The 23,599-nt window shown below is 70.6% G+C and carries 26 protein-coding genes; 7 read left to right on the top strand and 19 right to left on the bottom strand.

Annotated features, from left to right (window positions below; all coding sequences use genetic code 11):
* Positions 1-47: 47 nt before the first annotated feature.
* Together ACFY5B_RS17045 and ACFY5B_RS17040 are read right to left on the bottom strand one after the other, a co-directional pair.
* Positions 48-1,496 carry an alkaline phosphatase PhoX gene (locus ACFY5B_RS17045; RefSeq protein WP_389969682.1) on the bottom strand — a complete coding sequence of 483 codons (1,449 nt, stop codon included), beginning with the start codon at positions 1,494-1,496 and terminating at the stop codon, positions 48-50.
* 153 nt (positions 1,497-1,649) lie between these two features.
* The gene (locus ACFY5B_RS17040) at positions 1,650-3,068 is read right to left on the bottom strand and encodes a hypothetical protein (RefSeq protein WP_389969680.1); all 1,419 of its coding nucleotides are present in this window, start codon (positions 3,066-3,068) and stop codon (positions 1,650-1,652) included.
* A 311-nt stretch (positions 3,069-3,379) separates the two neighbouring features.
* On the opposite strand from ACFY5B_RS17040, the gene ACFY5B_RS17035 reads away from it, so the two are divergent.
* Entirely contained in the window at positions 3,380-5,209 is a 1,830-nt protein-coding gene (locus tag ACFY5B_RS17035; protein ID WP_389969678.1) for an endonuclease/exonuclease/phosphatase family protein, read from the top strand.
* Positions 5,210-5,261: 52 nt separating this feature from the next.
* Here the strand turns inward: ACFY5B_RS17035 and ACFY5B_RS17030 are convergent, their stop codons facing one another.
* The 3 genes from ACFY5B_RS17030 to ACFY5B_RS17020 form a co-directional block, all read right to left on the bottom strand.
* Entirely contained in the window at positions 5,262-5,948 is a 687-nt protein-coding gene (locus ACFY5B_RS17030; RefSeq protein WP_389969677.1) for a hypothetical protein, read from the bottom strand.
* A gap of 204 nt (positions 5,949-6,152) precedes the next feature.
* Positions 6,153-6,518 (bottom strand): DUF3618 domain-containing protein, encoded by a 366-nt coding sequence (locus ACFY5B_RS17025; protein ID WP_389969675.1) that lies wholly within the window; start codon positions 6,516-6,518, stop codon positions 6,153-6,155.
* Positions 6,515-6,934, bottom strand: a complete 420-nt coding sequence (locus ACFY5B_RS17020; protein WP_389969673.1) for a phage holin family protein — start codon at positions 6,932-6,934, stop codon at positions 6,515-6,517. The genes ACFY5B_RS17025 and ACFY5B_RS17020 overlap by 4 nt, the downstream gene beginning before the upstream one ends.
* A 185-nt stretch (positions 6,935-7,119) precedes the next feature.
* Between ACFY5B_RS17020 and dapA the strand changes: the two genes are divergently transcribed.
* Positions 7,120-8,037: a 4-hydroxy-tetrahydrodipicolinate synthase gene (dapA, locus tag ACFY5B_RS17015; protein WP_389969671.1), complete on the top strand. Its 918-nt coding sequence runs from the start codon at positions 7,120-7,122 to the stop codon at positions 8,035-8,037.
* 169 nt (positions 8,038-8,206) lie between these two features.
* On the opposite strand, the gene ACFY5B_RS17010 is transcribed toward dapA, so the two are convergent.
* The 4 genes from ACFY5B_RS17010 to ACFY5B_RS16995 form a co-directional block, all read right to left on the bottom strand.
* Positions 8,207-8,437, bottom strand: coding sequence for a hypothetical protein (locus ACFY5B_RS17010; protein WP_389969669.1), 231 nt, complete (start codon positions 8,435-8,437; stop codon positions 8,207-8,209).
* Between the two features lie 117 nt (positions 8,438-8,554).
* The gene (gene dapD, locus ACFY5B_RS17005) at positions 8,555-9,544 is read right to left on the bottom strand and encodes a 2,3,4,5-tetrahydropyridine-2,6-dicarboxylate N-succinyltransferase (RefSeq protein WP_389969667.1); all 990 of its coding nucleotides are present in this window, start codon (positions 9,542-9,544) and stop codon (positions 8,555-8,557) included.
* A gap of 142 nt (positions 9,545-9,686) precedes the next feature.
* Positions 9,687-10,235: a TetR/AcrR family transcriptional regulator gene (locus ACFY5B_RS17000; protein WP_389969665.1), complete on the bottom strand. Its 549-nt coding sequence runs from the start codon at positions 10,233-10,235 to the stop codon at positions 9,687-9,689.
* The gene (locus ACFY5B_RS16995) at positions 10,235-10,555 is read right to left on the bottom strand and encodes a DMT family transporter (protein WP_389969663.1); all 321 of its coding nucleotides are present in this window, start codon (positions 10,553-10,555) and stop codon (positions 10,235-10,237) included. The genes ACFY5B_RS17000 and ACFY5B_RS16995 overlap by 1 nt, the downstream gene beginning before the upstream one ends.
* Positions 10,556-10,756: 201 nt before the next feature.
* Here ACFY5B_RS16995 and ACFY5B_RS16990 point away from each other — a divergent pair, with 201 nt between their 5' ends.
* A complete protein-coding gene (locus ACFY5B_RS16990; RefSeq protein ID WP_389969661.1) occupies positions 10,757-11,593 on the top strand; it encodes an AbfB domain-containing protein in 837 nt (278 codons plus the stop codon).
* 56 nt (positions 11,594-11,649) lie between these two features.
* Here ACFY5B_RS16990 and ACFY5B_RS16985 read toward each other — a convergent pair whose 3' ends face one another.
* From ACFY5B_RS16985 to ACFY5B_RS16950, 8 genes are read right to left on the bottom strand one after another with little or no spacing between them, the layout of a single operon-like run.
* Entirely contained in the window at positions 11,650-11,982 is a 333-nt protein-coding gene (locus tag ACFY5B_RS16985; RefSeq protein WP_028809645.1) for a metal-sulfur cluster assembly factor, read from the bottom strand.
* Complete coding sequence (sufU, locus tag ACFY5B_RS16980) at positions 11,979-12,449, bottom strand: Fe-S cluster assembly sulfur transfer protein SufU (RefSeq protein WP_033310795.1); 471 nt, start codon at positions 12,447-12,449, stop codon at positions 11,979-11,981. Before sufU ends, ACFY5B_RS16985 begins: the two co-directional genes overlap by 4 nt.
* 15 nt (positions 12,450-12,464) lie before the next feature.
* Positions 12,465-13,721, bottom strand: a complete 1,257-nt coding sequence (locus ACFY5B_RS16975) for a cysteine desulfurase (protein WP_389969658.1) — start codon at positions 13,719-13,721, stop codon at positions 12,465-12,467.
* Positions 13,718-14,482, bottom strand: a complete 765-nt coding sequence (sufC, locus tag ACFY5B_RS16970; RefSeq protein ID WP_389969656.1) for a Fe-S cluster assembly ATPase SufC — start codon at positions 14,480-14,482, stop codon at positions 13,718-13,720. Before sufC ends, ACFY5B_RS16975 begins: the two co-directional genes overlap by 4 nt.
* A gap of 7 nt (positions 14,483-14,489) precedes the next feature.
* A complete protein-coding gene (locus tag ACFY5B_RS16965; protein ID WP_030852669.1) occupies positions 14,490-14,807 on the bottom strand; it encodes a non-heme iron oxygenase ferredoxin subunit in 318 nt (105 codons plus the stop codon).
* Positions 14,804-15,988 (bottom strand): Fe-S cluster assembly protein SufD, encoded by a 1,185-nt coding sequence (gene sufD, locus ACFY5B_RS16960; protein ID WP_389969653.1) that lies wholly within the window; start codon positions 15,986-15,988, stop codon positions 14,804-14,806. The genes ACFY5B_RS16965 and sufD overlap by 4 nt, the downstream gene beginning before the upstream one ends.
* Before the next feature lie 54 nt (positions 15,989-16,042).
* Entirely contained in the window at positions 16,043-17,464 is a 1,422-nt protein-coding gene (sufB, locus tag ACFY5B_RS16955) for a Fe-S cluster assembly protein SufB (protein WP_033310787.1), read from the bottom strand.
* Positions 17,461-18,183 (bottom strand): helix-turn-helix transcriptional regulator, encoded by a 723-nt coding sequence (locus ACFY5B_RS16950; protein ID WP_389969651.1) that lies wholly within the window; start codon positions 18,181-18,183, stop codon positions 17,461-17,463. Before ACFY5B_RS16950 ends, sufB begins: the two co-directional genes overlap by 4 nt.
* Positions 18,184-18,344: 161 nt before the next feature.
* Here ACFY5B_RS16950 and ACFY5B_RS16945 point away from each other — a divergent pair, with 161 nt between their 5' ends.
* The 4 genes from ACFY5B_RS16945 to ACFY5B_RS16930 are packed head-to-tail and all read left to right on the top strand — an operon-like array spanning position 18,345 to position 21,947.
* The gene (locus ACFY5B_RS16945) at positions 18,345-19,157 is read left to right on the top strand and encodes an aminoglycoside N(3)-acetyltransferase (RefSeq protein WP_389969649.1); all 813 of its coding nucleotides are present in this window, start codon (positions 18,345-18,347) and stop codon (positions 19,155-19,157) included.
* Positions 19,158-19,188: 31 nt separating this feature from the next.
* Entirely contained in the window at positions 19,189-20,112 is a 924-nt protein-coding gene (locus tag ACFY5B_RS16940; RefSeq protein WP_389969647.1) for an ABC transporter ATP-binding protein, read from the top strand.
* On the top strand, positions 20,109-20,885 hold the full coding sequence (locus ACFY5B_RS16935) for an ABC transporter permease (protein ID WP_389969645.1): 777 nt from the start codon (positions 20,109-20,111) through the stop codon (positions 20,883-20,885). Before ACFY5B_RS16940 ends, ACFY5B_RS16935 begins: the two co-directional genes overlap by 4 nt.
* 54 nt (positions 20,886-20,939) lie before the next feature.
* Positions 20,940-21,947 carry a heme A synthase gene (locus tag ACFY5B_RS16930; protein ID WP_389969644.1) on the top strand — a complete coding sequence of 336 codons (1,008 nt, stop codon included), beginning with the start codon at positions 20,940-20,942 and terminating at the stop codon, positions 21,945-21,947.
* Here the strand turns inward: ACFY5B_RS16930 and ACFY5B_RS16925 are convergent.
* Both ACFY5B_RS16925 and ACFY5B_RS16920 read right to left on the bottom strand, forming a co-directional pair.
* Positions 21,944-23,050: an amidohydrolase family protein gene (locus ACFY5B_RS16925; RefSeq protein WP_389969642.1), complete on the bottom strand. Its 1,107-nt coding sequence runs from the start codon at positions 23,048-23,050 to the stop codon at positions 21,944-21,946. The genes ACFY5B_RS16930 and ACFY5B_RS16925 overlap by 4 nt on opposite strands.
* Before the next feature lie 153 nt (positions 23,051-23,203).
* Positions 23,204-23,536, bottom strand: a complete 333-nt coding sequence (locus tag ACFY5B_RS16920; RefSeq protein ID WP_389969640.1) for a hypothetical protein — start codon at positions 23,534-23,536, stop codon at positions 23,204-23,206.
* Between the last annotated feature and the right edge of the window lie 63 nt (positions 23,537-23,599).

Below are 23,599 nucleotides of genomic sequence, written 5' to 3'. Positions count from 1 at the left end.
GTTGTGATCTCACTGTAGGAGGCGCAACTGGGGAATCGCGAGCGAATTTATGACCGCTTCTGGCGCTTCCAGGGCCCGGTGATGGCGAGCATGATGCCGGGGGTCTGGATGTTGGCGTAGAGGGTCCGTCCGTCGGGCGAGAAGGTGACTCCGGTGAACTCGCTGTACTCCGGCTCCTCTTCGGTACCGATGTTCAGCTCGTTGCGGGCGATCGGGTAGGTGCGTCCACTGTCGGTGGCGCCGAACAGGTGCTGCACGCCTTCCCCGTCCTCGGCGATGACGAGGCCGCCGTACGGGGAGACCGTGATGTTGTCGGGGCCGTCGAAGGCGCCGTCCTTGGACGGGTCGGGGTTCACGCCGAGCAGGACCTTGAGCGTCAGGGTGCGGCGCTTGGGGTCGTAGAACCAGACCTGGCCGTCGTGCTGGACGGGGCTCTCCTCACGGGCGTAGGAGGAGACGATGTAGGCGCCGCCGTCGCCCCACCACATGCCCTCCAGTTTGCGGGCGCGGGTGACCTGGCCGTCTGTGAACTGCTTGCGCACCGGGGTGGTGCGGGCGTCGCGGTCGGGGACGTCGACCCAGTCGACTCCGTAGACCGTGCCGGTCCTGGTGGCGCGGGACAGGTCGTCGACGAACGTGCCGCCGGAGTCGAAGCACTTGGGCGCCTGGAGGACACCGGCGTCGTCGGCGAGTCCCCGGAACTTCCCGGGGCCGTACTCGAAGCCCTTGGGCGGGGTCCAGCGGAAGAAGAGGCCGTTGGGTCCTGCGGCGTCCTCGGTGAGGTAGGCGTGGCCGCGCCTGGGGTCGATGACGACGGCCTCGTGGTCGTAGCGGCCGAAGAACTTCAGCGGCTTGGGGGCACGGTTGGCGCGCCGGTCGCAGGGGTCGACCTCGAAGACGTAGCCGTGGTCCTTGGTCATGCCGTTGACGCCGGCCTTGTCGGAGTTCTCCTCGCAGGTGAGCCAGGTGCCCCAGGGGGTGCGGCCGCCGGCGCAGTTGGTGGAGGTGCCGGAGATGCCCACCCACTCGGCGACGCGTCCGTCGGGGCGTACTTCGACGACCGTGCAGCCGCCGGCCGCGGCCGGGTCGTAGACGAGGCCCTCGGTGAGCGGCACCGGGTGCTCCCAGTTGGCGCGCGGCCCCTTCAGCTCGTGGTTGTTGACGAGCAGGGTGGTGCCGCGGGGGCCGTCGAAGGTGGCGGTGCCGTCGTGGTTGGAGGGCGTGAACTCGCCGGATTCCAGCCGGGTCTTGCCGCTGTACGTGATGATCTTGTACGTGAAGCCGGCGGGCAGGGCGAGGAGGCCCCTGGGGTCCGGGACGAGCGGCCCGTAGCCGACTCCGTGCCGGGCGTCCGCCGCCTCGGCCCCCGCGCTGCCGGTGTCGTCGGACGCGAGGGCGTTCGGCGCGGTGGCGAGGGCGCCGACACTGCCCGCCAGCGCGACACCGGCACCGGTGATCGCGGAGTTTCTGGCGAAGTCCCTACGGGTGAGCGACATGGTGTCTCCTGTGACGGTGAGAATGCCGTGGGAGGTGGCGGACCTCGTTCGGCGAAACCGTCCCGCTCATCCGTGAACACCGGTTGAACAACACCCCAGGGGCGCGGGGAACTGCGCGACAAGCCGAGACGACGCCGCACCCGCGAACCGGGATCAGCCCCCCTGTTGCGATCGCGCCTTGAACGCCGCCTTCCGTGCTTCCTTCGCCACCTTCTTGTCGGGATGCAACCGCCCCATGGCCTCCAGCACATCGGCCGTGGCCGGATGATCAACCCGCCACACGGCGTCGAAGAACCCGCCGTGCTGCCGCGCGAGCCCCTCCACCAGCGCCCGCAGCTCCTCGGAGTTCCCCTCCGCGGCCAGCTGCGCGGCCACCGTGTCGATGGTCAGCCAGTACACCATCGCCTCGGACGGCGCGGGCACATCCACCGCACCGTGCTCGGTCAGCCACACCCGGGCGAGCCCGCCCAGCTCGGCATCGTCGAGCACCTCGCGCAAGGCGGGCTCGGCCGAGACGCCGACGAGCGAGAGGGCCTGCTGGCACCGCAACCGCCGCAACGGCGCCCCGGCATCGGAGCCCCGGGCCGCCGCCAGCAACTCCCGTGCCGCGGCCGGCGATTCCCGCCGCTGGAGCCACTGCTCGGTCTCGGCCTGCGCGGCACCGGGCGGGAACTCCGCCGTGCCGTCGAGCAGCGCGTCGGCCCCCTTGTCCGCGAGGTCCCCGACGGCCGGTGCCTCGAACCCGGCCTCCAGCAGCCGCGCACGCATGCCGTACACCCCGAGCGGGGTGAGCCGGACCATGCCGTACCGGGAGACGTCGGTGTCGTCGACGGGCGCTGCGGGCTCCTCGTCGGCGTCGGCCATGAGCGCCTCGTCCAGGGGCCGGTAGGCGACGAATCCCACCGGCTCCAGCATCCGGAACTGGTCGTCCAGCCGCATCATCGCGTCGGACACCTGCTCCAGGACGTCGTTGGTGGGCTCGCCCATGTCGCTGGGCACGATCACCGAGGCGGCCAGCGCCGGCAGCGGCACCGGGGCGCCGTCGGGCGCGTCCTCGCCGGCGGTCAGCAGATAGAGGTTGCCGAGCACGCCGTCGAGGAACTCGGCCTCGCCCTCGGGGTCCCAGTCGAGGGCGGAGAGGTCGACCTCGCCCTCCTCGTCCACGAGCCCGTCCAGGTCGGGCACGCTCGCGTCGGCGAGCACGGTCTCCAGCGCGGCGAGCCACACGGAGAGCACGTCCTGCGGCGAGCCGCCGGTGAGCAGGGCCAGGTCCGCGCCGGCCGTCACGGTGCCCTGCTCCTCGTCGACGACCTCGACGAGCCCCGCGTCGACGGCGACCCGCCACGCCTCGCCGGCATCGGCGGCGGCGTCCTCCCCGCTCAGCCCGAGCGCCTCCGCGGCCGCGGGCAGCTGCTCGTCGACGAGCCCTCCCCCGGCGTCGACGCGGGTGTCCGGCCCGGCCCAGCGGGCGAGCCGGGCGGCCCGGGAAAGCAACGGCGTGGACAGCGCGTCGCGCGCCAGCTCCGCCTCGGGGTGCAGCCGCACCGGCGGCAGGGGGGAGCGGTCTGACATCGGCTGTTTCTCCTAGCGCGCCTCAGGTGACTCAACCGCTCAGCCTAGACGGATTTCCACCCATGCCGCCCACTTCATCTCCCCGTCAGCCGCCGTACATGGCCGAAACCTTGACAAGTGACATGAACAGGCTGGAGATTGACGCGCGTAGAAGTCGGCGGACACTTGTTCACCGGGCCGGCCCCACCAGGCCCACCCGTCCACCGCGCTCTACGCGCGTCACCGCATCCGCCCCACAGGTAGCGGCAGTCAGCCATTCCACGTCTCCGCCCTCGTCCCGGCGCCCTGTCACGTCCCCGGAGGGAATCCCGTTGCCGAGCAAGTCGTCCGCGCGTCTCGCCGCGCTCACCGTCGCCGCCGCGTGTTCCGCGGCATCCACGATCGTCCTCACCAGCCCCGCGCATGCGGAGTCGGTCCGCATTCACGACATCCAGGGCAGCACCCGGATGTCCCCGTACGCCGGGAAGCAGGTCACGGACGTGGCCGGAATCGTCACCGGCATCCGGACCTACGGCTCGTCCCGCGGCTTCTGGATCCAGGACCCGACACCGGACGCCGACTCGGCGACCAGCGAGGGCGTGTTCGTCTTCACCAGCTCCGCCCCGAAGGGCGTTGCCGTCGGTGACTCCGTCACGGTCAGCGGCACGGTCACGGAGTACGTCCCCGGCGGAGCGACCTCCGGCAACCAGTCGGTGACGGAGATCACCAAGCCGACGACCACGGTCGTCTCCAGCGGCAACGCGCTGCCCGCCGCAACGGCCATCACCTCGCGCTCGGTCCCCGCCGCCTACGCGCCCGCCGGTGACACCGCCGCCAACGGCTCGGTCAACGCGCTCCCGCTCCAGCCCGCGAAGTACGCCCTGGACCACTACGAGGCGCTGGAGGGCATGTCCGTCCGGGTCGCCGACACCCGCGTCGTCGGTGCCACCGACCCGTACACCGAGCTCTGGGTGACGGTGAAGCCGCACGAGAACCGCAACCGCCACGGCGGCACGGTCTACGGCTCCTACGACGACCAGAACACCGGCCGCCTCCAGATCCAGTCCCTCGGTGCGACGGCGGACTTCCCCAAGGCGAACGTGGGCGACACCCTCACGGGCACCACCGCGGGCCCCCTGGACTACAACCAGTTCGGCGGTTACACGCTCGTCGCGAGCGAGCTGGGCACGCTGAAGAGCGCGGGCCTGGAGCGCGAGACGACCCGCAAGCAGCGCTCCTCCGAACTCGCGGTCGCCACCTACAACGTCGAGAACCTCGACCCGACCGACGACACGTTCGCCGCCCACGCCGCCGCGATCGTGGACAACCTGAAGTCGCCCGACATCGTGTCCCTGGAGGAGATCCAGGACAACAACGGCGCGAAGAACGACGGCACGGTCGCCGCCGACCAGACGCTGACCAAGCTGATCGACGCGATCGTCGCGGCCGGCGGCCCGAAGTACGACTGGCGCTCGATCGACCCGGTGGACAACACCGACGGCGGCGAGCCGGGCGGCAACATCCGCCAGGCGTTCCTGTTCAACCCGGAGCGGGTCTCCTTCGCGGACCGCGCGGGCGGCGACGCCACGACGGCCACCGGCGTGACGAAGATCCGCGGCAAGGCGCACCTGACGCTGAGCCCGGGCCGTATCGCCCCTGCCGACGAGGCCTGGAAGAACAGCCGCAAGCCGCTGGCCGGCGAGTTCGTCTTCCGCGGCCGCTCGGTCTTCGTGATCGCCAACCACTTTAACTCCAAGGGCGGCGACCAGGGCCTGACCGCCCAGTACCAGCCTCCGTCCCGCAGCTCCGAGACGCAGCGCCACCGGCAGGCCACCCTGGTGAACGCCTTCGTCAAGGACATCCTCGACACCCAGAAGAACGCGGACGTCATCGCCCTGGGCGACATCAACGACTTCGAGTTCTCGAAGACCGCGCAGCTCCTCGAGGGCCGTGGCGAACTCTGGTCGGCGATCAAGTCGCTTCCCCGCAGCGAGCGTTACTCGTACGTCTATCAGGGCAACAGCCAGGTCCTCGACCAGATCCTGATCAGCCCGTCGATCCGCCGCGACTGCGACGTCGAGTACGACAGCGTGCACGTCAACGCGGAGTTCAACGACCAGATCAGCGACCACGACCCACAGGTCCTGCGTTTCCGCCCGTGACACCCCGTGGGGCCGGCCGGGCATCCCGCCCGGCCGGCCCCACGCGCACCGATCAGTCCGGCACCAGCCCCAGAGCGTGCTCGTACCGGCTGCCGGTGACGCCCTGCAACCCCGGATACGTCCGCACCCGCTCCCAGGAGTCCGTCGAGGGCGCCGCCAGGACCCCCTCGTAAGCCTCGGCGCTTTCCCACTCCGCGTAGTTCAGCACGTGCCCACCATCCGTACTGAGGTGGAAGTGCGCGGACATCAGCCCGGCATGCCCCTGCGGATCGCCGTCCACGGCCTTCAGCACAAGGTCGACCCACTCCTCCCGACGTGCCTCCGCCCGGCCCTCGAAGTCGACTCGCACGGTCACGATCAGGCCTGGCACCCGCCTGTCTCCCACAGCGCGCTCACGGCTCCGGTAGTGCTGGTACCGCCCGAGTTCGACCCGCTCGATCCCCGGCACGGCGGTGTCGATCTCGTCGACGCGCTCCTGCCGGTGAGCCTTGACGAAGGACTCGTACGCCTGCTCCCCGGTCCACTGCGAGTAGTGCATCAGCGTGGACCCGTCCTGCCCCGCGTACACGTGATAGCCCAGCAGATCCCTGGTCGGCCAGGGCCGTCGCTCCCAGGTCCGCCCGATGGCCTCCACGGTCTGCCGCTGCCGCTCGGGGGTGCCGACCCGCCAGGTACTGAAGAAGGGAGCACCGATCCGAGGGTCGGTGGGGTCGGGGTGCTGCTCGGTTCGACGGCTCATGAACACTCCAGTCGTAGCGCCGGTCGCGAACACACCCCACCTTTCAGCCTCGACCAAGCTTGAGGTCAAGCGGGTACGGGGCGACGCGGCGTCGCTGCCGGGGCCGACTGGATCCGCAACCCCGGGGAAACGGGGCACCGCAGCGCCCACGCACCCACCTCACCTTCAGGCACCGCACGCGCCCCCGCCGACCCGGGACACGGCTCAGCGATGCCCGTGCGCATGCCTCCACCGCAGCACCCCGACGGCCACCACGGCCCCCGCCGCCCCGGCCACCAGTACCGGCTTCGGATGTCGCATCCCGGCCTGCACGACGGTCCGCACCGGACGAGGCCCCGCATGAGTCGCCCGATCCTGCACGGTGTGCCCCGCCTGCGCGGCACTGCTGCGCAACTGCACCGTCATCGCCCCGGCCTTGTCCCGCAGATCAGCGGCCCGCGCCCGCGCACGCCCCTTCACATCCGCCTTCCCGGCCAACTCCTCCACCGTGTTGCCGAGTTCAGTACGGGTCCGCTCGATCTGCCGCCGCAGCTCATCGGGGCCCTTCGCCCCACCCGTCGCGTCCGTCATCGATGTGCCCTCTCCTTGATCTCCTCCACGTCCGCCCTGACACTGCCGAGTGCCTGCTCGGGCGTGGGCGGAGCGGCCTTCCGCAGCTGCGCCCGCCCGGTCGCCGCCAGCACGGCCGCGATCACGAACAGCACCCCGGTCACGATCAGGGCCGCGGCCCACACGGGCAGCACCAGGGAGAGCGCGGCGACACCCGCACCGGACAGCACGAGCAGCCCGGCGTAGGCGACGGCACCCGCCGCCCCGAGCAACCCGCCGCCGCGCCCCGCACGCCGCCCTTTCTCGGCGAGCTCCTCCTTGGCGAGTGCCACTTCCTGCCGCATGAGCGTGGAGAGCTGCTCCGTGGCCTGCCCGACGAGTTCACCCACGGAACGGCGCTCGTCGTGCACGGCCCGATGATCCATGGTCCCGGTCACGGTGCCTCCTCTCGACGTCAGGAACACCCGGGTACCCGGGCGACCCCGCCGCTACCCCGCCGACTCCGGGCCGCCCGTCGGCGGCTCAGCACCCCCGCCATCCCCCCCACTCTGAAGCATTGCTTAGAAATAGCTGGTAGCGAAATTAAGTGGAGCTACACGAAGTCCCAGCCGAGACTACCCCCATGACCACACCGCCCGCCGCAGCCCCCGCACCTCCCGCACCCCTCCTCGGCCGCACCCTCTGCGCCATGATCACCCCCTTCACCCCGTCGGGCGCCCTGGACCTCGACGGCGCCCAGCGCCTCGCCACCCACCTGGTGGCGAACGGCTGCGACGGCCTGGTCCTCTCCGGCACGACGGGCGAGTCGCCCACCACCACGGATGCCGAGAAGTCGGCCCTCGTCACCGCCGTCCGCGAGGCGGTCGGCGACCGCGCGAAGGTCATCACCGGCATCGGCACCCCCGACACCCGGCACACGACCGAACTGGCCCGGGAGGCCGAGAAGGCGGGCGCGGACGGTCTGCTCGTGGTGTCGCCGTACTACAGCAGACCCCCGCAGGACGCGATCGAGGCCCATTTCCGTGAGATCGCGGACGCCTGCGCACTCCCGCTCATGGTCTACGACATCCCCGTCCGCACCGGCACCCGCATCGAACCGGAGACGATCCTCCGCCTCGCCGAGCACCCCAGGATCGTCGCGGTCAAGGACTGCTCCCACGACTTCCTCGGCGCCCAGAAGGTACTGGCCAGGACCGACCTGGCGTATTACGCGGGCTGCGACGAACACGATCTCGCGCTGTACGCCGTGGGCGGCACCGGTTACGTCAGCACGGTCGCGAACGTGATCCCTGACCACCTGAGGGCGGTCCTGGACGCGTTCGACGCGGGCGACACGGCCCGGGCGGCCCGCCTCCAGCAGCAGGCCACCCCCCTCATCGAGGCGATCATGTCGGCGGGCCTGCCGGGCACCGTCACGGCGAAGGCACTTCTCAACGCCCTGGCACTCCCGGCAGGCCCGGTCCGCAGCCCCCTTCAGCCGGCCGACCGCCGGACGGCCGACGGACTGCTCTCACTCCACGCCGTCCTGACCAGCACATGATCACCGCTCGGCGAGCACCGGCTCGCACCGCCCCTCGGTGTTGTCCTCGGGCGACCGGAAGTCACTGAGCCGGGTGGTCTTCTCGCCGCCGCTCACCAGGAAACGAGAACGGCACGGCCCGTACCGCGGTGTCACCTGCGGTACGGGCCGTCCCGTCTGCTCTGCGCGGTCAGTTCCAGGCGTACCCGTCACCGAACAGCAGCGTGTGCTCCAGCACGTCCTCCGCCGGGTCGTCGATCTGACCGGTGTTGACATTGATCAGACCGACCCGGTGGCCGTTGTGCGAGCCGGTGTTGGTCTCGTCGGCGTGCGCGGCCCCCGCCGGCAGCCAGCACACCGCCAGCGCCGCGACCACCCCGGCCAGCCCGCGCACCACGGCCCGCCCCCGCTCATTCCTCATGCCCCGGTCCTCGTTTCGTCGGTTCGGCGTCTGATCGGACACTGCGTCCACCCGTTCATCTGCCGAAACCACCGCGAGGTCACGCGGGGTCATCCTTACGGGATCGTGCCGGGACCGTCAGTTGTGGCTGTGCAGGATCTCGTTCAGTCCGCCCCACACCGCGTTGTTCGGCCGGGCCTCGACGGTGCCGGTGACCGAGTTGCGGCGGAAGAGGATGTTGGAGGCGCCGGACAGCTCGCGGGCCTTGATGATCTGGCCGTCGGGCATGGTGACGCGGGTGCCTGCGGTGACGTAGAGGCCGGCCTCGACGACGCACTCGTCGCCGAGCGCGATGCCCACGCCCGCCTCGGCGCCGATCAGGCAGCGCTCGCCGATGGAGATGATGACGTTGCCGCCGCCGGAGAGGGTGCCCATGGTGGAGGCACCGCCGCCGATGTCCGAGCCGTCGCCGATCACGACGCCGGCGGAGATGCGGCCCTCGACCATCGACGTGCCGAGCGTGCCGGCGTTGAAGTTGACGAAGCCCTCGTGCATGACGGTGGTGCCCTCGGCGAGGTGCGCGCCGAGGCGGACCCGGTCGGCGTCGGCGATCCGGACGCCCTTGGGCGCTACGTAGTCCGTCATGCGCGGGAACTTGTCGACGGAGGTCACCTGCAGGTGCAGGCCCTCGGCGCGGGCGTTCAGCCGGACCTTCTCGAGGTCGTCGACGGCGACCGGGCCGAGCGAGGTCCAGGCGACGTTGGCGAGGAATCCGAAGATGCCCTCCAGGCTCTGGCCGTGCGGCTTGACCAGGCGGTGGGACAGCAGGTGCAGGCGCAGGTAGGCGTCGTGCGCGTCGATCGGCTTCTCGTCGAGCGAGGCGATGACCGTGCGGACCGCGACCACCTCGACGCCCCGGCGGGCGTCCGGGCCGATCGCCGCGGTCGCGCCACCGCCGAGCAGCTCCGCGGTACGCTCCGCGGACAGCCGCTCCGTGCCGGACGGGCCGGGCTGGTCGGCCAGCTCGGGCGCGGGGAACCAGGTGTCGAGAACGGTGCCGTCGGCGGCGATCGTGGCGAGGCCGGCGGCCACGGCGCCGGTGGTGCGAGGAGCAGTCGTGTCGGTCATGAGGGCAACCTAACCGGCGGACGCCGATCGATGCGAACCCGTGCGCGGGCGTCTCACGGGACGGGCGGTATCCGCTCGGCGAAAGCGTCCTTCAGCAGCACGGACAGCCCTTACGGACACCCTCCCCCAAGGCCCGTCGGCGTCACCCCCGACCCCCGGCCAGCACCCGGCCCAGCATCTCCCGGGCGTATTCCTCGTCGTAGGGCACCCCCGTCAGCAGGACCTGGAGGCAGATGCCGTCGACGACCGCCACCAGCGCCCGGGCGGTCACGGGGTCGGTACGCCGGGACAGCAGCTCGGCGACGTCCGCGGCCCACTCGGCGGCGACGGGCCGCAGGGCTGGCCGGCGCAGGGCGGCCAGATACAGCTCGTACTCCAGCTCCACCCCGGCACGGTCGCCCGCGAGCCACTCCCCCATCCAGGCGGCGAGTGCGGCGGCCAGATCGATGCGGGGGCCCTCCAGGCCGCCGCGCGAGGCGATCACCTTGGCGAAGCCCTCGTTGGCCTGCCGCAACGCGGCGACCAGCAGCTCGTCGAGGGTCTTGAAGTGGTACGTCGTCGAACCGAGCGGCACATCGGCCTCGGCGGCCGCACTGCGGTGGGTCAGCCCGGCGATCCCTTTCGCCCCGACGACCCGGATCGCCGCGTCGATGATCCGCTGCCGCCGCTCGGGGTCGTGGCGCCGGGCCATCAGTGGGCTCCGCCCAGGTTCAGCACCACGACCCCGGCGATGATCAGCGCGATCCCGGCGGCCTTGGCGACGGTCATCCCCTCTCCCAGGAACGCGAACCCGATCGTGGCGATGGCGGCGGTGCCGACCCCGGCCCAGATCGCGTAGGCCGTGCCGACCGAGACGGTCTTGAGGGTCTGCGCGAGCAGCGCGAAGGAGACGACGTACCCGAGGACCGTGACCAGCGACGGCCCGAGCCTGGTGAAGCCGTCGCTGTACTTCATGGCGGTGGTCGCACCGACTTCGGCGGCTATGGCCCCGGCCAGCAGCAGATATCCCATATGTACGAGCGTACACAACCATCTGTACGGCCGTACACAACGCAGCTTGATCACGAGCGGAAACCGCTCTCGCAACGGAGAGAAACCGCTCTCAACAAACGAGTCACAGGCGCCTCGGACGTCCACTACGGTGTCACCGATCAAACACCGGGTCACCACAACTGCGCCGCCGTCAAGGGTGCCCCGCCGGAGGAACAGCGCATGGCAGCAGACAAGTCCCGGCCGCCGCAGGACCGCCCCTGGGAGAGCGGCTGGGCCCTGGACACCACCCGGGCACCGGGGACACGACGGCTCTGGCTGGCGGGTGCGCTGGCCCTGGCGACGATCACCGCGTGTGTCACAGCCGTCACCGTGATGAACAGCGAGTCCAAGGAGCCGGGTCACCGGGCGGCCGAGCCGAACACACTGAGCAGTTCGGCCCCGGGCGGCCTGATCTCCTTCGCGACTCCCTCCAAGAGTGGCGCGGCGAAGCCCGGCGCGGACCGCGCCGAGCCGTCCCCCACACCCAGCACCAGCGCTCCCACGGCCTCACCGAGCCCGAAGAAGCCCCAGCCGAAGGCCCCGAAGCCGCCGAAGGGCTCCACGGCCCCGTCGAAGCGCCCGAAGCCCCCGGCCGTCACCGGCATATCCATACGCGCGGTCAACTTCCCCGACCGCTACTGGCGGGTGCGCGACGGCTATGTGCGCCTCGACCAGATCGGCTCGGGCTCCGAGCAGCGCGAGGACGCCACCTTCCAGCGCGTCGCCGGCCTCTCCGACTCCTCCTGCTACTCCTTCACCACCGCGGACGGCCGCTACCTCCGCCACCGCAGCTTCGTCCTGGTCGCCGACCGCAACGACGGCTCGTCCCTGTTCCGTCAGGACGCCACGTTCTGCCCGCGCGTCTGGTCCCGGTCCGGAACGCTCACGCTGGAGTCGGTCAACTACCCGGGCCGCTTCCTGCGCCACCGCAACTTCCAGCTCCGCCTGGACCCCCTCGAGAACAGTCACCAGTACTACTCGGACGCCTCGTTCCAGATCGTGTCCGGGCTGCGCTGAGCATGCGTGAGGGCGGCACCCGCACCGGGTGCCGCCCTCAGTCGCGTCAGCGGATCTCAGACGTTGAAGCCGAGAGCCCGCAGCTGCTCGCGCCCGTCGTCCGTGATCTTGTCGGGGCCCCACGGGGGCATCCAGACCCAGTTGATGCGCAGCTCGCTCACGAGGCCGTCCGTGGCGGACTTCGCCTGGTCCTCGATGACATCCGTCAGCGGGCAGGCCGCCGAGGTCAGGGTCATGTCGAGCGTCGCGATGTTCGCGTCGTCGATGTGGATGCCGTAGATCAGGCCGAGGTTGACGACGTCGATGCCCAGTTCGGGGTCGACGACGTCGTACAGCGCCTCACGGACCTCTTCCTCCGAGGCCGGCTTCATCTCAACGGTCTCGCTCATGCCGTCGTCTCCTTCTCGGCGTCGGCTCCGCCCAGCACCTGGGCCGTCGCGTCCTTCCAGGCCATCCAGCTCAGCAGGGCGCACTTCACCCGGGCCGGGTACTTGGACACCCCGGCGAACGCGACCGCGTCCTCCAGGATGTCCTCCATCGCGTCGTCGGGTTCGAGCTTCCCCTTGGACTGCATCAGCTCCAGGAAGGTCTCCTGGATCTTCCGCGCGTCGGAGAGGTCCTTGCCGACGAGGAGGTCGTTCAGTACGGACGCGCTCGCCTGGCTGATCGAACAGCCCTGGCCCTCGTACGAGACGTCCTCGATCGTGGTGCCGTCGTACTTCACGCGCAGCGTGATCTCGTCACCGCACGTCGGGTTGACGTGGTGCACCTCGGCGTCGCCATCCCGCAAGCCCCGCCCGTGCGGGTTCTTGTAGTGGTCCAGGATGACTTCCTGGTACATGGAGTCCAGTTTCACCGTCTAGCACGCCCCTCAGCCGAAGAAGTTCCGTACGTGCTCCAGGCCGTCGACCAGTGCGTCGATCTCGGCCGGCGTGGAGTACAGATAGAACGACGCTCGCGTGGTCGCAGGAATTCCGTAGCGCAGGCAGACCGGCCGCGCGCAGTGGTGGCCGACCCGGACCGCGATGCCCTGCTCGTCGAGGACCTGGCCCACGTCGTGCGGGTGGATGTCGCCGAGGGTGAAGCTGATCGCCGCGCCGCGCTCCTCGGCCGTGGTCGGGCCGATGATCCGCAGGTCGGGGACCTCCAGCAGCCGCTTGACCGCGTACTCGGTGAGCGCGTGCTCGTGGGCGAGGATCTTGTCCATGCCGATCGAGTCGAGGTAGTCGATCGCCGCGCCGAGACCGACCGCCTGGGCGATCGGGGGCGTGCCCGCCTCGAACTTGTGCGGCGCCGGGGCGTACGTCGAGGAGTGCATCGACACCGTCTCGATCATCTCGCCGCCGCCGAGGAACGGAGGCAGGTCCTCCAGCAGCTCCTGGCGGCCCCAGAGGACGCCTATGCCGGTCGGGCCGCACATCTTGTGGCCGGTGAAGGCCACGAAGTCGGCCTGGAGCGCCTGCACGTCCAGCGGCATGTGCGGCGCGGCCTGGGAGGCGTCGACGCACACCAGCGCACCGACCTCCTGGGCGCGGCGCACGATCGCCTCGACGGGGTTCTGGGTGCCGAGGATGTTGGAGACCAGCACGAAGGAGACGATCTTCGTCTTCTCCGTGATGACCTGGTCGATGTTCGACAGGTCGAGGCGGCCGTCGTCGGTCAGGCCGAACCACTTCAGCTTCGCGCCCGTGCGCTGCGCGAGCAGCTGCCACGGCACGATGTTGGAGTGGTGCTCCATCTCCGTGATGACGATCTCGGTCTCGGAGTCCACGCGGTAGGGCTCGTCGGCCCAGCCCAGCATGTTCGCCACGAGGTTGAGCGACTCCGAGGCGTTCTTGGTGAAGATCACCTCGTCGCGCGAGGGCGCGTTGATGAACGCCGCGACCTTGTCGCGCGCGCCCTCGTACAGCGCCGTGGCCTCCTCGGCGAGCACATGCACACCGCGGTGGACGTTGGCGTTGTAGCGCTCGTAGTACTCGCTCAGGGCGTCCAGCACCTGGCGCGGCTTCTGGCTGGTCGCCGCGTTGTCCAGGTACACGAGCTTCCGGCCTTCGTGGACCTGGCGGTCCAGGATGGGGAAGTCCTTGCGGATCGCCTCGGTGTCGAGGAGGCCCGGCAGCAGTGTCACGCGGATACGCCACCCTTCGTGTATGCCTCGTAGCCCTCGTTCTCCAGCTTGTCGGCGAGCTCGGCGCCGCCGGACTCGACGATCCGGCCGGCGGAGAACACGTGGACGAAGTCGGGCTTGATGTAGCGCAGGATGCGCGTGTAGTGCGTGATCAGCAGGGTGCCGACCTCGCCCGTCTCGCGGACGCGGTTCACGCCCTCGGACACGACGCGCAGGGCGTCGACGTCCAGACCGGAGTCGGTCTCGTCGAGGATCGCCATCTTCGGCTTGAGGAGCTCCAGCTGGAGGATCTCGTGGCGCTTCTTCTCACCGCCGGAGAAGCCCTCGTTGACGTTGCGCTCGGCGAAGGAGGGGTCCATGTTGAGGCGCTCCATGGCCTCCTTGACCTCCTTCACCCAGGTGCGCAGCTTGGGGGCCTCGCCGCGGATGGCGGTGGCGGAGGTGCGCAGGAAGTTCGACACGGAGACACCCGGAACCTCGACCGGGTACTGCATCGCGAGGAACAGGCCGGCGCGGGCGCGCTCGTCGACGGACATCTCCAGGACGTCCTCGCCGTCGAGGGTGACGGTGCCGCCGGTGATCGTGTACTTCGGGTGACCCGCGAGGGAGTAGGCGAGGGTCGACTTGCCGGAGCCGTTGGGGCCCATGATGGCGTGCGTCTCGCCCTGCTTCACGGTGAGGTCGACGCCCTTGAGGATCTCCTTCGTGGCGTTGTCGGCCTCGACGGTGACGTGCAGGTCTCGGATTTCAAGCGTTGCCATGGATGCCTCAGGACTCCTGGGTGAGGGAGACGAGCACGTCGTCCCCATCGATCTGTACGGGGTAAACGGGGACGGGGCGCGTCGCCGGGAGGGCGTCGGGCTTGCCGGAACGGAGGTCGAAGCGCGAGCCGTGCAGCCAGCACTCGATGTGACAGTCGTCGACCTCGCCCTCCGACAGGGAGACGTTCGCGTGCGAGCAGATGTCGTGGATCGCGAACACCTCGCCCTCGGTCTGCACGATGGACAGGGGCGTGCCGTCGAGTTCCACCCGCTTCGGGGTGTCCTCCTCCAGCTCGCCCAGTCCACAGGCGCGTACGAAGGTCATGCGACCGCCGCCTCCAGCTCCTCCTCGATCTTGGCGATCAGGCGCTCCTCGATGTCGGGGAGGCCGATCTGCTGGACCAGCTCGGCGAAGAAGCCGCGGACCACGAGGCGCCGGGCCTCGTGCTCCGGGATGCCGCGGGCCATCAGGTAGAAGAGCTGCTCGTCGTCGAAGCGGCCGGTCGCCGAGGCGTGTCCGGCGCCGACGATCTCGCCGGTCTCGATCTCGAGGTTCGGTACGGAGTCCACGCGCGCCCCGTCCGTGAGGACCAGGTTGCGGTTCATCTCGTACGTGTCCGTGCCCTCGGCCTTGGCCTCGATGAGCACGTCGCCGATCCACACGGCGTGCGCGTCCTCGCCCTGGAGCGCGCCCTTGTAGACGACGTTCGACTTGCAGTGCGGGACGTTGTGGTCGACCAGGAGGCGGTGCTCATGGTGCTGGCCCTGGTCGGTGAAGTACAGGCCGAACAGCTCGGCCTCGCCGCCGGGGCCGGCGTACTGCACGCGCGGGTGCAGCCGGACGACGTCGCCGCCGAAGGTGACGACGACCGACTTGAAGGAGGCGTCGCGGCCGACCAGCGCGTTGTGCTGGGCGACGTGGACGGCCTTCTCGTCCCAGTCCTGGACGGAGACGACGGTGAGCTTGGCGCCGTCGCCCAGGAGGTAGTCGACGTTGGCGGCGAGCACCGCGTCACCGGTGTGGTCGATGACCACGACGGCCTCGGCGAAGGCGCCCAGCTCGATCACCTGGTGGCCGAAGGCGGTGCCGCCCTCGCCGTGCACCGTGATGCGGATGGGCTCGGTGAGGACGGTCTCCTTGGGGACGGTCACGACTCCGGCCTTCTCGAACGCCGAGTAGGCCTGGGCGGCGACGCGGTCCACCGGGGTGCCGGCCTTGCCGAGCCGGGCGTCGTCGCGGCCGACGGCCTCGACCGTGACGCCCTCGGGGGCCTGGACGTCGACCTTCACGCCGTTGCCGTTCGCGACGGCGGTGCCGTCGTGCAGGCCGCGCAGGCGCTCCAGCGGGGTGAACCGCCACTCCTCCTCACGGCCGTGCGGGACGGGGAAGTCCGCCACGTCGAAGGAGGGGGGCGCGCTCATGCGCGTGGCGACGGTCGACTCCGCGGCGACCGCGATCGAGCCGGCGGTGGTCGAGCCCACCGGGATGTTCTGGGCCTCAGCCATGGCTGTCGTAGTGCTCTCTTTCCTGAGGGGGACGTCTGCTGTCGAGGGGGCGGGTCAGCCGACCGCGCCCTCCATCTGCAGCTCGATCAGCCGGTTGAGCTCCAGCGCGTACTCCATGGGGAGCTCCTTGGCGATGGGCTCGACGAAGCCGCGCACGATCATCGCCATGGCCTCGTCCTCGCTCAGGCCGCGGCTCATCAGGTAGAAGAGCTGGTCCTCGGAGACCTTGGAGACGGTCGCCTCGTGGCCCATGGACACGTCGTCCTCGCGGACGTCCACGTAGGGGTAGGTGTCCGAGCGGGAGATGGTGTCCACCAGCAGCGCGTCGCACAGGACGTTCGACTTGGAGCCCGGGGCGCCCTCGCCGATCTCGATGAGACCGCGGTAGGAGGTGCGGCCGCCGCCTCGCGCCACCGACTTGGAGACGATGTTGGAGGAGGTGTTCGGGGCCATGTGGACCATCTTGGCGCCGGCGTCCTGGTGCTGGCCCTCGCCCGCGAAGGCGATGGACAGGGTCTCGCCCTTGGCGTGCTCGCCCATCAGGTAGACGGCCGGGTACTTCATCGTCACCTTGGAGCCGATGTTGCCGTCGACCCACTCCATGGTCGCGCCCTCGTAGGCGACGGCGCGCTTGGTGACCAGGTTGTAGACGTTGTTCGACCAGTTCTGGATGGTCGTGTAGCGGCAGCGGGCGTTCTTCTTGACGATGATCTCGACGACCGCGGAGTGCAGCGAGTCCGACTTGTAGATCGGGGCGGTGCAGCCCTCGACGTAGTGCACGTAGGCACCCTCGTCGACGATGATCAGGGTCCGCTCGAACTGGCCCATGTTCTCGGTGTTGATGCGGAAGTAGGCCTGGAGCGGGATCTCCACGTGGACGCCCGGCGGCACGTAGATGAAGGAACCGCCCGACCACACGGCGGAGTTCAGCGACGCGAACTTGTTGTCACCGACGGGGATGACGGTCCCGAAGTACTCCTTGAAGAGCTCCGGGTGCTCCTTCAGCGCGGTGTCGGTGTCGAGGAAGATGACGCCCTGCTCCTCCAGGTCCTCGCGGATCTGGTGGTAGACGACCTCCGACTCGTACTGCGCGGCGACACCGGCGACGAGGCGCTGCTTCTCCGCCTCGGGGATGCCGAGCTTGTCGTACGTGGCCTTGATGTCCTCGGGCAGGTCCTCCCAGGACTCCGCCTGCTTCTCCGTGGAGCGCACGAAGTACTTGATGTTGTCGAAGTCGATGCCGGAGAGGTCGGAGCCCCAGTTCGGCATGGGCTTCTTCTCGAACAGGCGCAGGCCCTTGAGGCGGAGCTTGGTCATCCACTCCGGCTCGCTCTTCTTGGAGGAGATGTCCCGGACGACGTCCTCGTTGATGCCGCGCTTGGCAGAGGCGCCGGCCGTGTCGGAGTCGGCCCAGCCGTACTCGTACTTGCCCAGGCCCTCCAGCTCGGGGTGGGCAGTCTCCGTGGGGAGAGTCATGCGGGGTTCCTCCCGGCCGTGCTTGCAGATGCGTTGTGGGAAATCTTGGGGATGAACGTCGTGCAGACGCCGTCGCCGTGCGCGATGGTGGCGAGCCGCTGTACGTGTGTACCGAGCAGCTCGGCGAAGAATTCCGTCTCCGCCTCGCACAGCTGCGGGAACTGCTCGGCGACGTGGGCGACCGGGCAGTGGTGCTGGCAGAGCTGCTCACCCTGCTGCGGGTGGGGCGCGTTGCGCGCCGTAGCAGCGTACCCGTCGGCACTCAGGGCCTTGGCCAGTGCTTCGGTCCGCTTCTCGGGCGGTGCGGTCTCGACCGCCCGGCGGTAGGCGCCCGCCTGTGCGGCGATCCTGGCGCGGGCGAAAGCGGCGATCGCCTCGTTGCCGCCCTCGCGGTCGGCGATCCAGCGCAGGGCGTCCGCCGCGAGCGTGTCGTAGGACTGGTCGAAGGCGTCCCGGCCGCAGTCCGTCAGGGCGAACACCTTGGCCGGCCGGCCACGGGTCCGCGCGCCGTACACCCGCTGCTCGCGCGCCTCCACGACACCGTCGCCCGTGAGGGCGTCGAGGTGCCGGCGCACGGCCGCCTGGGTGAGGCGCAGCCGCTCGGCGAGCTCGGCGACGGTCGAGGGGCCGTGGTCCAGGATGGACCGGGCGACTCGGTTGCGGGTGGACCGCTCCCCGGTCGCCAGCTCCTCGTGGGGTGCCTCGCCGACGTTTTTCACAACGCCATTGTTGCGTAATTCTTCCGGACCGGGCAAGCCGCGCATGCGGCACCCGACGGTGCCCTGCGTCACTTAGGTAAACCTAATCCGACCTGCGGAAACGATCTCTGATCGATCAAACGGGTGGCATGCGTCAGCCGTATCGGGGACACTCCACAACCATGCCCACACCGCCTCCGACCGGCCCTCTTGTCACCCGCGAGACGCTCCGGACCCAGCTCCGCGAGCTCGGCGTGCGGCCCGGCGAGACCCTCCTCGCGCACTCCTCGCTCAGCGCGCTCGGATGGGTCAACGGCGGCGCCGTCGCGGTCGTACGAGGACTGCTCGACGCACTCGGCACGGAGGGCACGCTCGTGGTTCCCACCCAGACCGGCGACCTGTCCGACCCGGCCCTGTGGAGCAACCCGCCGGTCCCACCGGAATGGTGGGCGGCCATCCGCGCCACCATGCCCGCCTACGACCCGCGGATCACACCCAGCCGCGGGGTCGGCGTCGTCCCCGAGACCGTGCGCACCTGGCCCGGCGCCCTGCGCAGCGCGCATCCGCAGACCTCGTTCGCGGCGCTCGGCCCCCGCGCGGCGGAGGTGCTCGACGGGCACGCGCCCGACTGCCGGCTCGGTGAGCGCAGTCCGCTGGCGAAGCTGGAGGCGATGGGTGCCCGGGTGCTGCTGCTCGGCGCCGGCTACGCCTCCTGCACGAGCTTCCACCTCGCCGAGTACCGGATCCCGTCCCCGCGCGTCGCCGTGGGCCGGCCGGGGCCGGAGGGCTGGGAGACGGTCACCGAGGTGTCGATCAGCTCGGACCGTTTCGACGAGCTCGGCTACGACTTCGAACGGGACCGGCCCGTCGTGCGCGGAAAGGTCGGCGCGGCCGAGGCGCGGCTGTTCCCGGTGGCGGACGCGGTGGCCTACGCCGAACGGTGGCTGGCGGTCCACCGGCCCCGTGATGAGGAATTCCTCCACCCGCCGGTCTGAGGTCCGGCCCGCCTCCCTAGACTTTGGACCCATGCGAAGTGAGCCCGTGATCCAGGTCCAGGCCCTGGTGAAGCGGTACGGCACGAAGACCGCGGTGGACGGGCTCGACCTGGTGGCCCGGACGGGCGTGACCGCCGTGCTCGGCCCCAACGGGGCGGGCAAGACGACCACGGTCGAGACATGCGAGGGGTACCGGAAGCCGGATTCCGGCACGGTGCGCGTCCTGGGCCTCGACCCGGTGAGACAGTCCGGGGACCTGCGGCCCCGCATCGGCGTGATGCTCCAGTCCGGCGGTGTCTACTCGGGCTCCCGGGCCGACGAGATGCTCCGCCACGTCGCCAGGCTGCACGCGCACCCCCTGGACGTGGACGCGCTGATCGAGCGCCTGGGCCTCGGCTCCTGCGGCCGTACGACGTTCCGCCGGCTGTCCGGCGGGCAACAGCAGCGGCTCGCGCTGGCCATGGCCGTGGTCGGGCGGCCGGAATTGGTCTTCCTCGACGAGCCGACCGCCGGACTCGACCCGCAGGCCCGCCGCGCCACCTGGGACCTCGTGCGGGACCTGCGGGCCGACGGCGTCTCCGTCATCCTCACCACCCACTACATGGACGAGGCCGAGCAGCTCGCGGACGACGTGGCGATCATCGACGCGGGCCGGGTCATCGCCCAGGGCTCCCCGGAGGAGCTGTGCCGGGGCGGCGCGGAGAACACGCTCCGCTTCTCGGGGCGGCCGGGCCTGGACGTGGGCTCGCTGCTCAAAGCCCTGCCCGCCGACTGCTCCGCCGCCGAGCTGACACCGGGCTCCTACCGGGTCACCGGCAAGGTCGACCCGCAACTGCTGGCGACGGTCACCTCCTGGTGCGCCCAGCACGGCGTGATGCCGGAGAAGATCTCGGTGGAGCGGCACACTCTCGAAGACGTCTTCTTGGAGCTCACCGGCAAGGAGCTGCGCTCATGACCGCCACCGGCACGGGGACCTACGCGCCGAAGCCCGGCGCGGCGCCCCTCCCCCGCATGATCGCGGCCCAGGCCGTGCTCGAGACGAAGATGCTGCTGCGCAACGGCGAGCAGCTGCTGCTGACCGTCGTCATCCCCACCCTGCTCCTGGTGCTCTTCAGCACCGTGGACATCGTCGACACCGGCGCCGGCGAAGCGGTCGACTTCCTCGCGCCCGGCATCCTCGCGCTCGCGGTGATGTCGACGGCGTTCACCGGCCAGGCCATCGCCACCGGCTTCGAGCGCCGCTACGGCGTGCTGAAGCGGCTCGCCTCCTCGCCCCTGCCCCGCTGGGGCCTGATGACGGCGAAGACGCTGTCCGTCCTGGTCACCGAGGTGCTCCAGGTGATCCTGCTGACGGTGATCGCCTTCGCGCTCGGCTGGTCGCCGCACGGCAACCCGTTCGCCGTGCTGCTGCTCCTGGTCCTCGGCACGGCGGCCTTCTCGGGCCTGGGCCTGCTGATGGCCGGGACGCTGAAGGCCGAGGCGACGCTGGCCGCGGCCAACCTGGTGTTCCTGCTGCTGCTCGTGGGCGGCGGGGTCGTCGTGCCGCTCGACAAGTTCCCCCCGGGCGCGCAGGACGTCCTCGGCCTGCTGCCCATCGCGGCGCTGTCCGACGGGCTGCGGGACGTGCTCCAGCACGGCGCCGGGATGCCCTGGGGCGACCTCGGGATCCTTGCCGTGTGGGGCATCGTGGGGCTGGCTGCGGCCGGGAAGTTCTTCCGCTGGGAGTAGGGACGGTGTCCTGTGACGGACCCTCGTGAACGTATGCACAAGCGGCGGCCTACGATGGTTCGCGTGCCAAACGTGACCCGCGCCGACGCCCAGGCCGCCCTGCGCAACCCGCTCGCCTTCATCGCCGAGCGCTGGACCCCGGAACCCCGGACGGTCCGGCGCGCGGCCCTCTCCGCGCTGCTGATGTCGGTGCTCATCGTCGTCACCGGGGGCGCCGTACGGCTGACCGGCTCGGGCCTGGGCTGCCCGACCTGGCCCAAGTGCACCGACGACTCGCTCACCGCCACCAGCGCGATGGGCTTCCACGGCGCCATCGAGTTCGGCAACCGGATGCTGACGTACGTGCTGTGCGCGGCCGTCGGCTGGGCGATCATCGCCGCGCGCTCGCAGAAGCCGTACCGGCAGGGCCTCGTGCGGCTGGGCTGGGCGCAGTTCTGGATCGTGATGAGCAACGCGGTGCTCGGTGGCATCGTGGTGCTGGTCGGTCTCAACCCGTACACGGTCGCGGCCCACTTCGTAGCCACGTCGGCGCTCATCGCGGTGGCCACGGTGATGTGGCAGCGCACCCGCGAGGGCGACGCGGCGCCGCGTCCGCTGGTCGGCAAGGCCGTGCAGCAGCTGGTGTGGTTCCTGACCGCGGCGGCCGTCCTGCTCATCCTGGTCGGCACGGTCGTCACCGGCGCGGGCCCGCACGCGGGCGACTCCAGCGAGGTCGAGCGGATGCCGGTCGACTGGGAGACGGTGAGCAAGCTGCACGCCGTGCTGGCGTGGATCGTGGTGACGCTGACGTTCGCCCTGTGGTTCGTCCTCAAGGCGGTCGACGCACCGAGGAGCCCGCTGAACCGCACCCGCGAGCTGTTCCTGATCCTGCTCGCGCAGGGCGTCATCGGTTACGTCCAGTACTTCACGGACCTGCCCGAGGTCCTGGTGGGCCTGCACATGCTGGGCTCGGCCGTGATGTGGATCTGGGTGCTGCGGGTGGTGCTGTCGCTGCGCGAGCGGCCCGAGGCCGCTGTGGACCTGCCCGGTCCCACCGCCGAGGCCACCCTGGCCAAGGCCTAGTCGAGCCCGTACACCCGGCGCGCGTTCCCCGACGCCAGCATGCCCGCCACCCGCTGCGCGTCACCCAGTGACCAGGCGCCCTCGGCGACCCAGGTGCCGAGCACCCGCCCGAGGGCCTCGCGGAACAGACGGGCGCCCACCACGTGCAGTTCGGGCAGGCCCTGCGCACCGGTGGAGAAGAGGATCTTGCCGAAGGGGGCCAGCTCCAGGATTTCCGCGAGGACGGTGGCGGCCCGGGCTCCCGTGCGGACCAGGGCGGCGCCGCAGTCGACGTGCACGTGCGGGAAGACACCGGCGAGATGGGCCGCCTGCCGGTGGTAGGGGTAGCCGTGCAGCAGCACCAGGTCCGTGCCGAGCCCGGCGGTGGCCCGTACGAAGTCCGTCAGCAGCACCGGATCCGTACGGTCGATCCGCAGGCCCGGTGCGCCCAGGCCCGCGTGCAGCTGGAGCGGCAGCCCCGAGGCGACCGCGCTCCACAGCAGATGCCGTAGCAGCACCGGGTCGCTCAGCTCCCCGCCGACGCCTCGCCCGGTGAGCCAGCGGCCGACGGCGCCGCGCACCTCCCCCGGCCCGGGCGGCTCCGGCGCGAGCGCGAGGCCGTGCCGTACGCCGACGACCGAGGTGAAGGCGACGGCGTTCGCCGCGGCCGTGTGTACCGACTCGGCGAGGTTCGCGAGGAAGGAGTCGACGGTTCCGGAGGTGTCGGCGACCTGTTCGGCGAGGAGTTCCAGGCGCACGATCTCGCGGGCCTGGGCGGCACCCGCGCTGGCCAGCTCGCCGGGCTCGGTCAGATCGCCGGGGAGGCCGGTGTCGACCAGGTACGTCGTGATGCCGCTGCCGCGCAGGAGGCGGCGGCCGGACTCCAGGACGCCCAGCTCCCGGCGTCGGGCCAGGTAGCGGGCGGGTGCGCAGTGGGGTTCGAGGCCGAGCAGGGGCGGGCACCAGCGCCGCACGGCGAAGCCGGTCTGGGTGTCGAAGAGGGTGGTGCCGGGGGCGGGTGGGCCCTCGGTGCGGCTGAGGTGGGCCTCGAAGGTGCCGAGGCCCAGCTCCGTGCGGAGCACTCCGTGGCAGTACTGGTCCACCAGTGACGGCGTTTCGATCATCCGGGCCTCCCGGTGTGGACCCTGTTGTTCTCAAGGGTCCTAACGGGTGAACCGGGGTGAAGGTCGCGGTACCGGAGGGGGGTGCGGGTCAGCGGGCGGCTGCGGACCGGATGTGGTCACTCGCGCAGTTCCCCGCGCCCCTGGGCCGACTGCTCAACCGTTCTTGGGGCCGCCCACCTGGATGCCCGCCATCCGCGACCACTCGTAGGGGCCCGTCTTGACCTTCGCCGCGAATTCGCCGTCGAAGGACTCGTGGCGGGTGATGCCCGCCTTCTCCACGGCCTTCTCGGCGATCTCGTAGGAGGGGGCGACCAGGTCGCCCCAGTTGCCGTCCTCGCCGACCAGGACGATGCGGGCGCCGCGCTCGCCGAGGTAGGCGACCTGGCCCTCGGCGCCGCCGTGGGCCTTGGAGAAGGAGCTGATCTGCTGGGCCAGCCGGGCCGCCTTGCGCTCGGCCTTGGGGTCTGCCTGCTGCGTCTCTGCCATGACCAGGATGCTACTCACGGGTAGATCGGCTCGCGAGGGCGGGGCGGTGTGACGTACGTCGGG

Origin of the sequence: Streptomyces sp. NPDC013187, from assembly GCF_042899705.1 — a bacterium.
In the GTDB taxonomy this organism is placed as follows: Bacteria; Actinomycetota; Actinomycetes; order Streptomycetales; family Streptomycetaceae; genus Streptomyces; species Streptomyces hawaiiensis_A.
Note: the sequence above shows the minus strand (reverse complement) of the source record. Positions and strands in the feature narration are given on the sequence as shown.

Excerpts from the sequence above, each read along its gene's own strand:
- dapA (WP_389969671.1), top strand. The coding sequence starts at position 7,120 with ATGACCACACCGCCCGCCGCAGCCCCCGCACCTCCCGCACCCCTCCTC.
- sufC (WP_389969656.1), bottom strand. The coding sequence starts at position 14,482 with ATGGCAACGCTTGAAATCCGAGACCTGCACGTCACCGTCGAGGCCGAC.
- ACFY5B_RS16920 (WP_389969640.1), bottom strand. The coding sequence starts at position 23,536 with ATGGCAGAGACGCAGCAGGCAGACCCCAAGGCCGAGCGCAAGGCGGCC.
- ACFY5B_RS17030 (WP_389969677.1), bottom strand. The coding sequence starts at position 5,948 with ATGAGCCGTCGAACCGAGCAGCACCCCGACCCCACCGACCCTCGGATC.
- dapD (WP_389969667.1), bottom strand. The coding sequence starts at position 9,544 with ATGACCGACACGACTGCTCCTCGCACCACCGGCGCCGTGGCCGCCGGC.
- ACFY5B_RS17010 (WP_389969669.1), bottom strand. The coding sequence starts at position 8,437 with ATGAGGAATGAGCGGGGGCGGGCCGTGGTGCGCGGGCTGGCCGGGGTG.
- ACFY5B_RS16990 (WP_389969661.1), top strand. The coding sequence starts at position 10,757 with ATGGCAGCAGACAAGTCCCGGCCGCCGCAGGACCGCCCCTGGGAGAGC.
- ACFY5B_RS16985 (WP_028809645.1), bottom strand. The coding sequence starts at position 11,982 with ATGAGCGAGACCGTTGAGATGAAGCCGGCCTCGGAGGAAGAGGTCCGT.
- ACFY5B_RS17000 (WP_389969665.1), bottom strand. The coding sequence starts at position 10,235 with ATGGCCCGGCGCCACGACCCCGAGCGGCGGCAGCGGATCATCGACGCG.
- ACFY5B_RS16935 (WP_389969645.1), top strand. The coding sequence starts at position 20,109 with ATGACCGCCACCGGCACGGGGACCTACGCGCCGAAGCCCGGCGCGGCG.
- sufD (WP_389969653.1), bottom strand. The coding sequence starts at position 15,988 with ATGGCTGAGGCCCAGAACATCCCGGTGGGCTCGACCACCGCCGGCTCG.
- ACFY5B_RS17025 (WP_389969675.1), bottom strand. The coding sequence starts at position 6,518 with ATGACGGACGCGACGGGTGGGGCGAAGGGCCCCGATGAGCTGCGGCGG.
- ACFY5B_RS16925 (WP_389969642.1), bottom strand. The coding sequence starts at position 23,050 with ATGATCGAAACGCCGTCACTGGTGGACCAGTACTGCCACGGAGTGCTC.
- ACFY5B_RS16945 (WP_389969649.1), top strand. The coding sequence starts at position 18,345 with ATGCCCACACCGCCTCCGACCGGCCCTCTTGTCACCCGCGAGACGCTC.
- ACFY5B_RS17040 (WP_389969680.1), bottom strand. The coding sequence starts at position 3,068 with ATGTCAGACCGCTCCCCCCTGCCGCCGGTGCGGCTGCACCCCGAGGCG.
- ACFY5B_RS17045 (WP_389969682.1), bottom strand. The coding sequence starts at position 1,496 with ATGTCGCTCACCCGTAGGGACTTCGCCAGAAACTCCGCGATCACCGGT.
- sufB (WP_033310787.1), bottom strand. The coding sequence starts at position 17,464 with ATGACTCTCCCCACGGAGACTGCCCACCCCGAGCTGGAGGGCCTGGGC.
- ACFY5B_RS16965 (WP_030852669.1), bottom strand. The coding sequence starts at position 14,807 with ATGACCTTCGTACGCGCCTGTGGACTGGGCGAGCTGGAGGAGGACACC.
- ACFY5B_RS16995 (WP_389969663.1), bottom strand. The coding sequence starts at position 10,555 with ATGGGATATCTGCTGCTGGCCGGGGCCATAGCCGCCGAAGTCGGTGCG.
- ACFY5B_RS16940 (WP_389969647.1), top strand. The coding sequence starts at position 19,189 with ATGCGAAGTGAGCCCGTGATCCAGGTCCAGGCCCTGGTGAAGCGGTAC.
- ACFY5B_RS16930 (WP_389969644.1), top strand. The coding sequence starts at position 20,940 with ATGGTTCGCGTGCCAAACGTGACCCGCGCCGACGCCCAGGCCGCCCTG.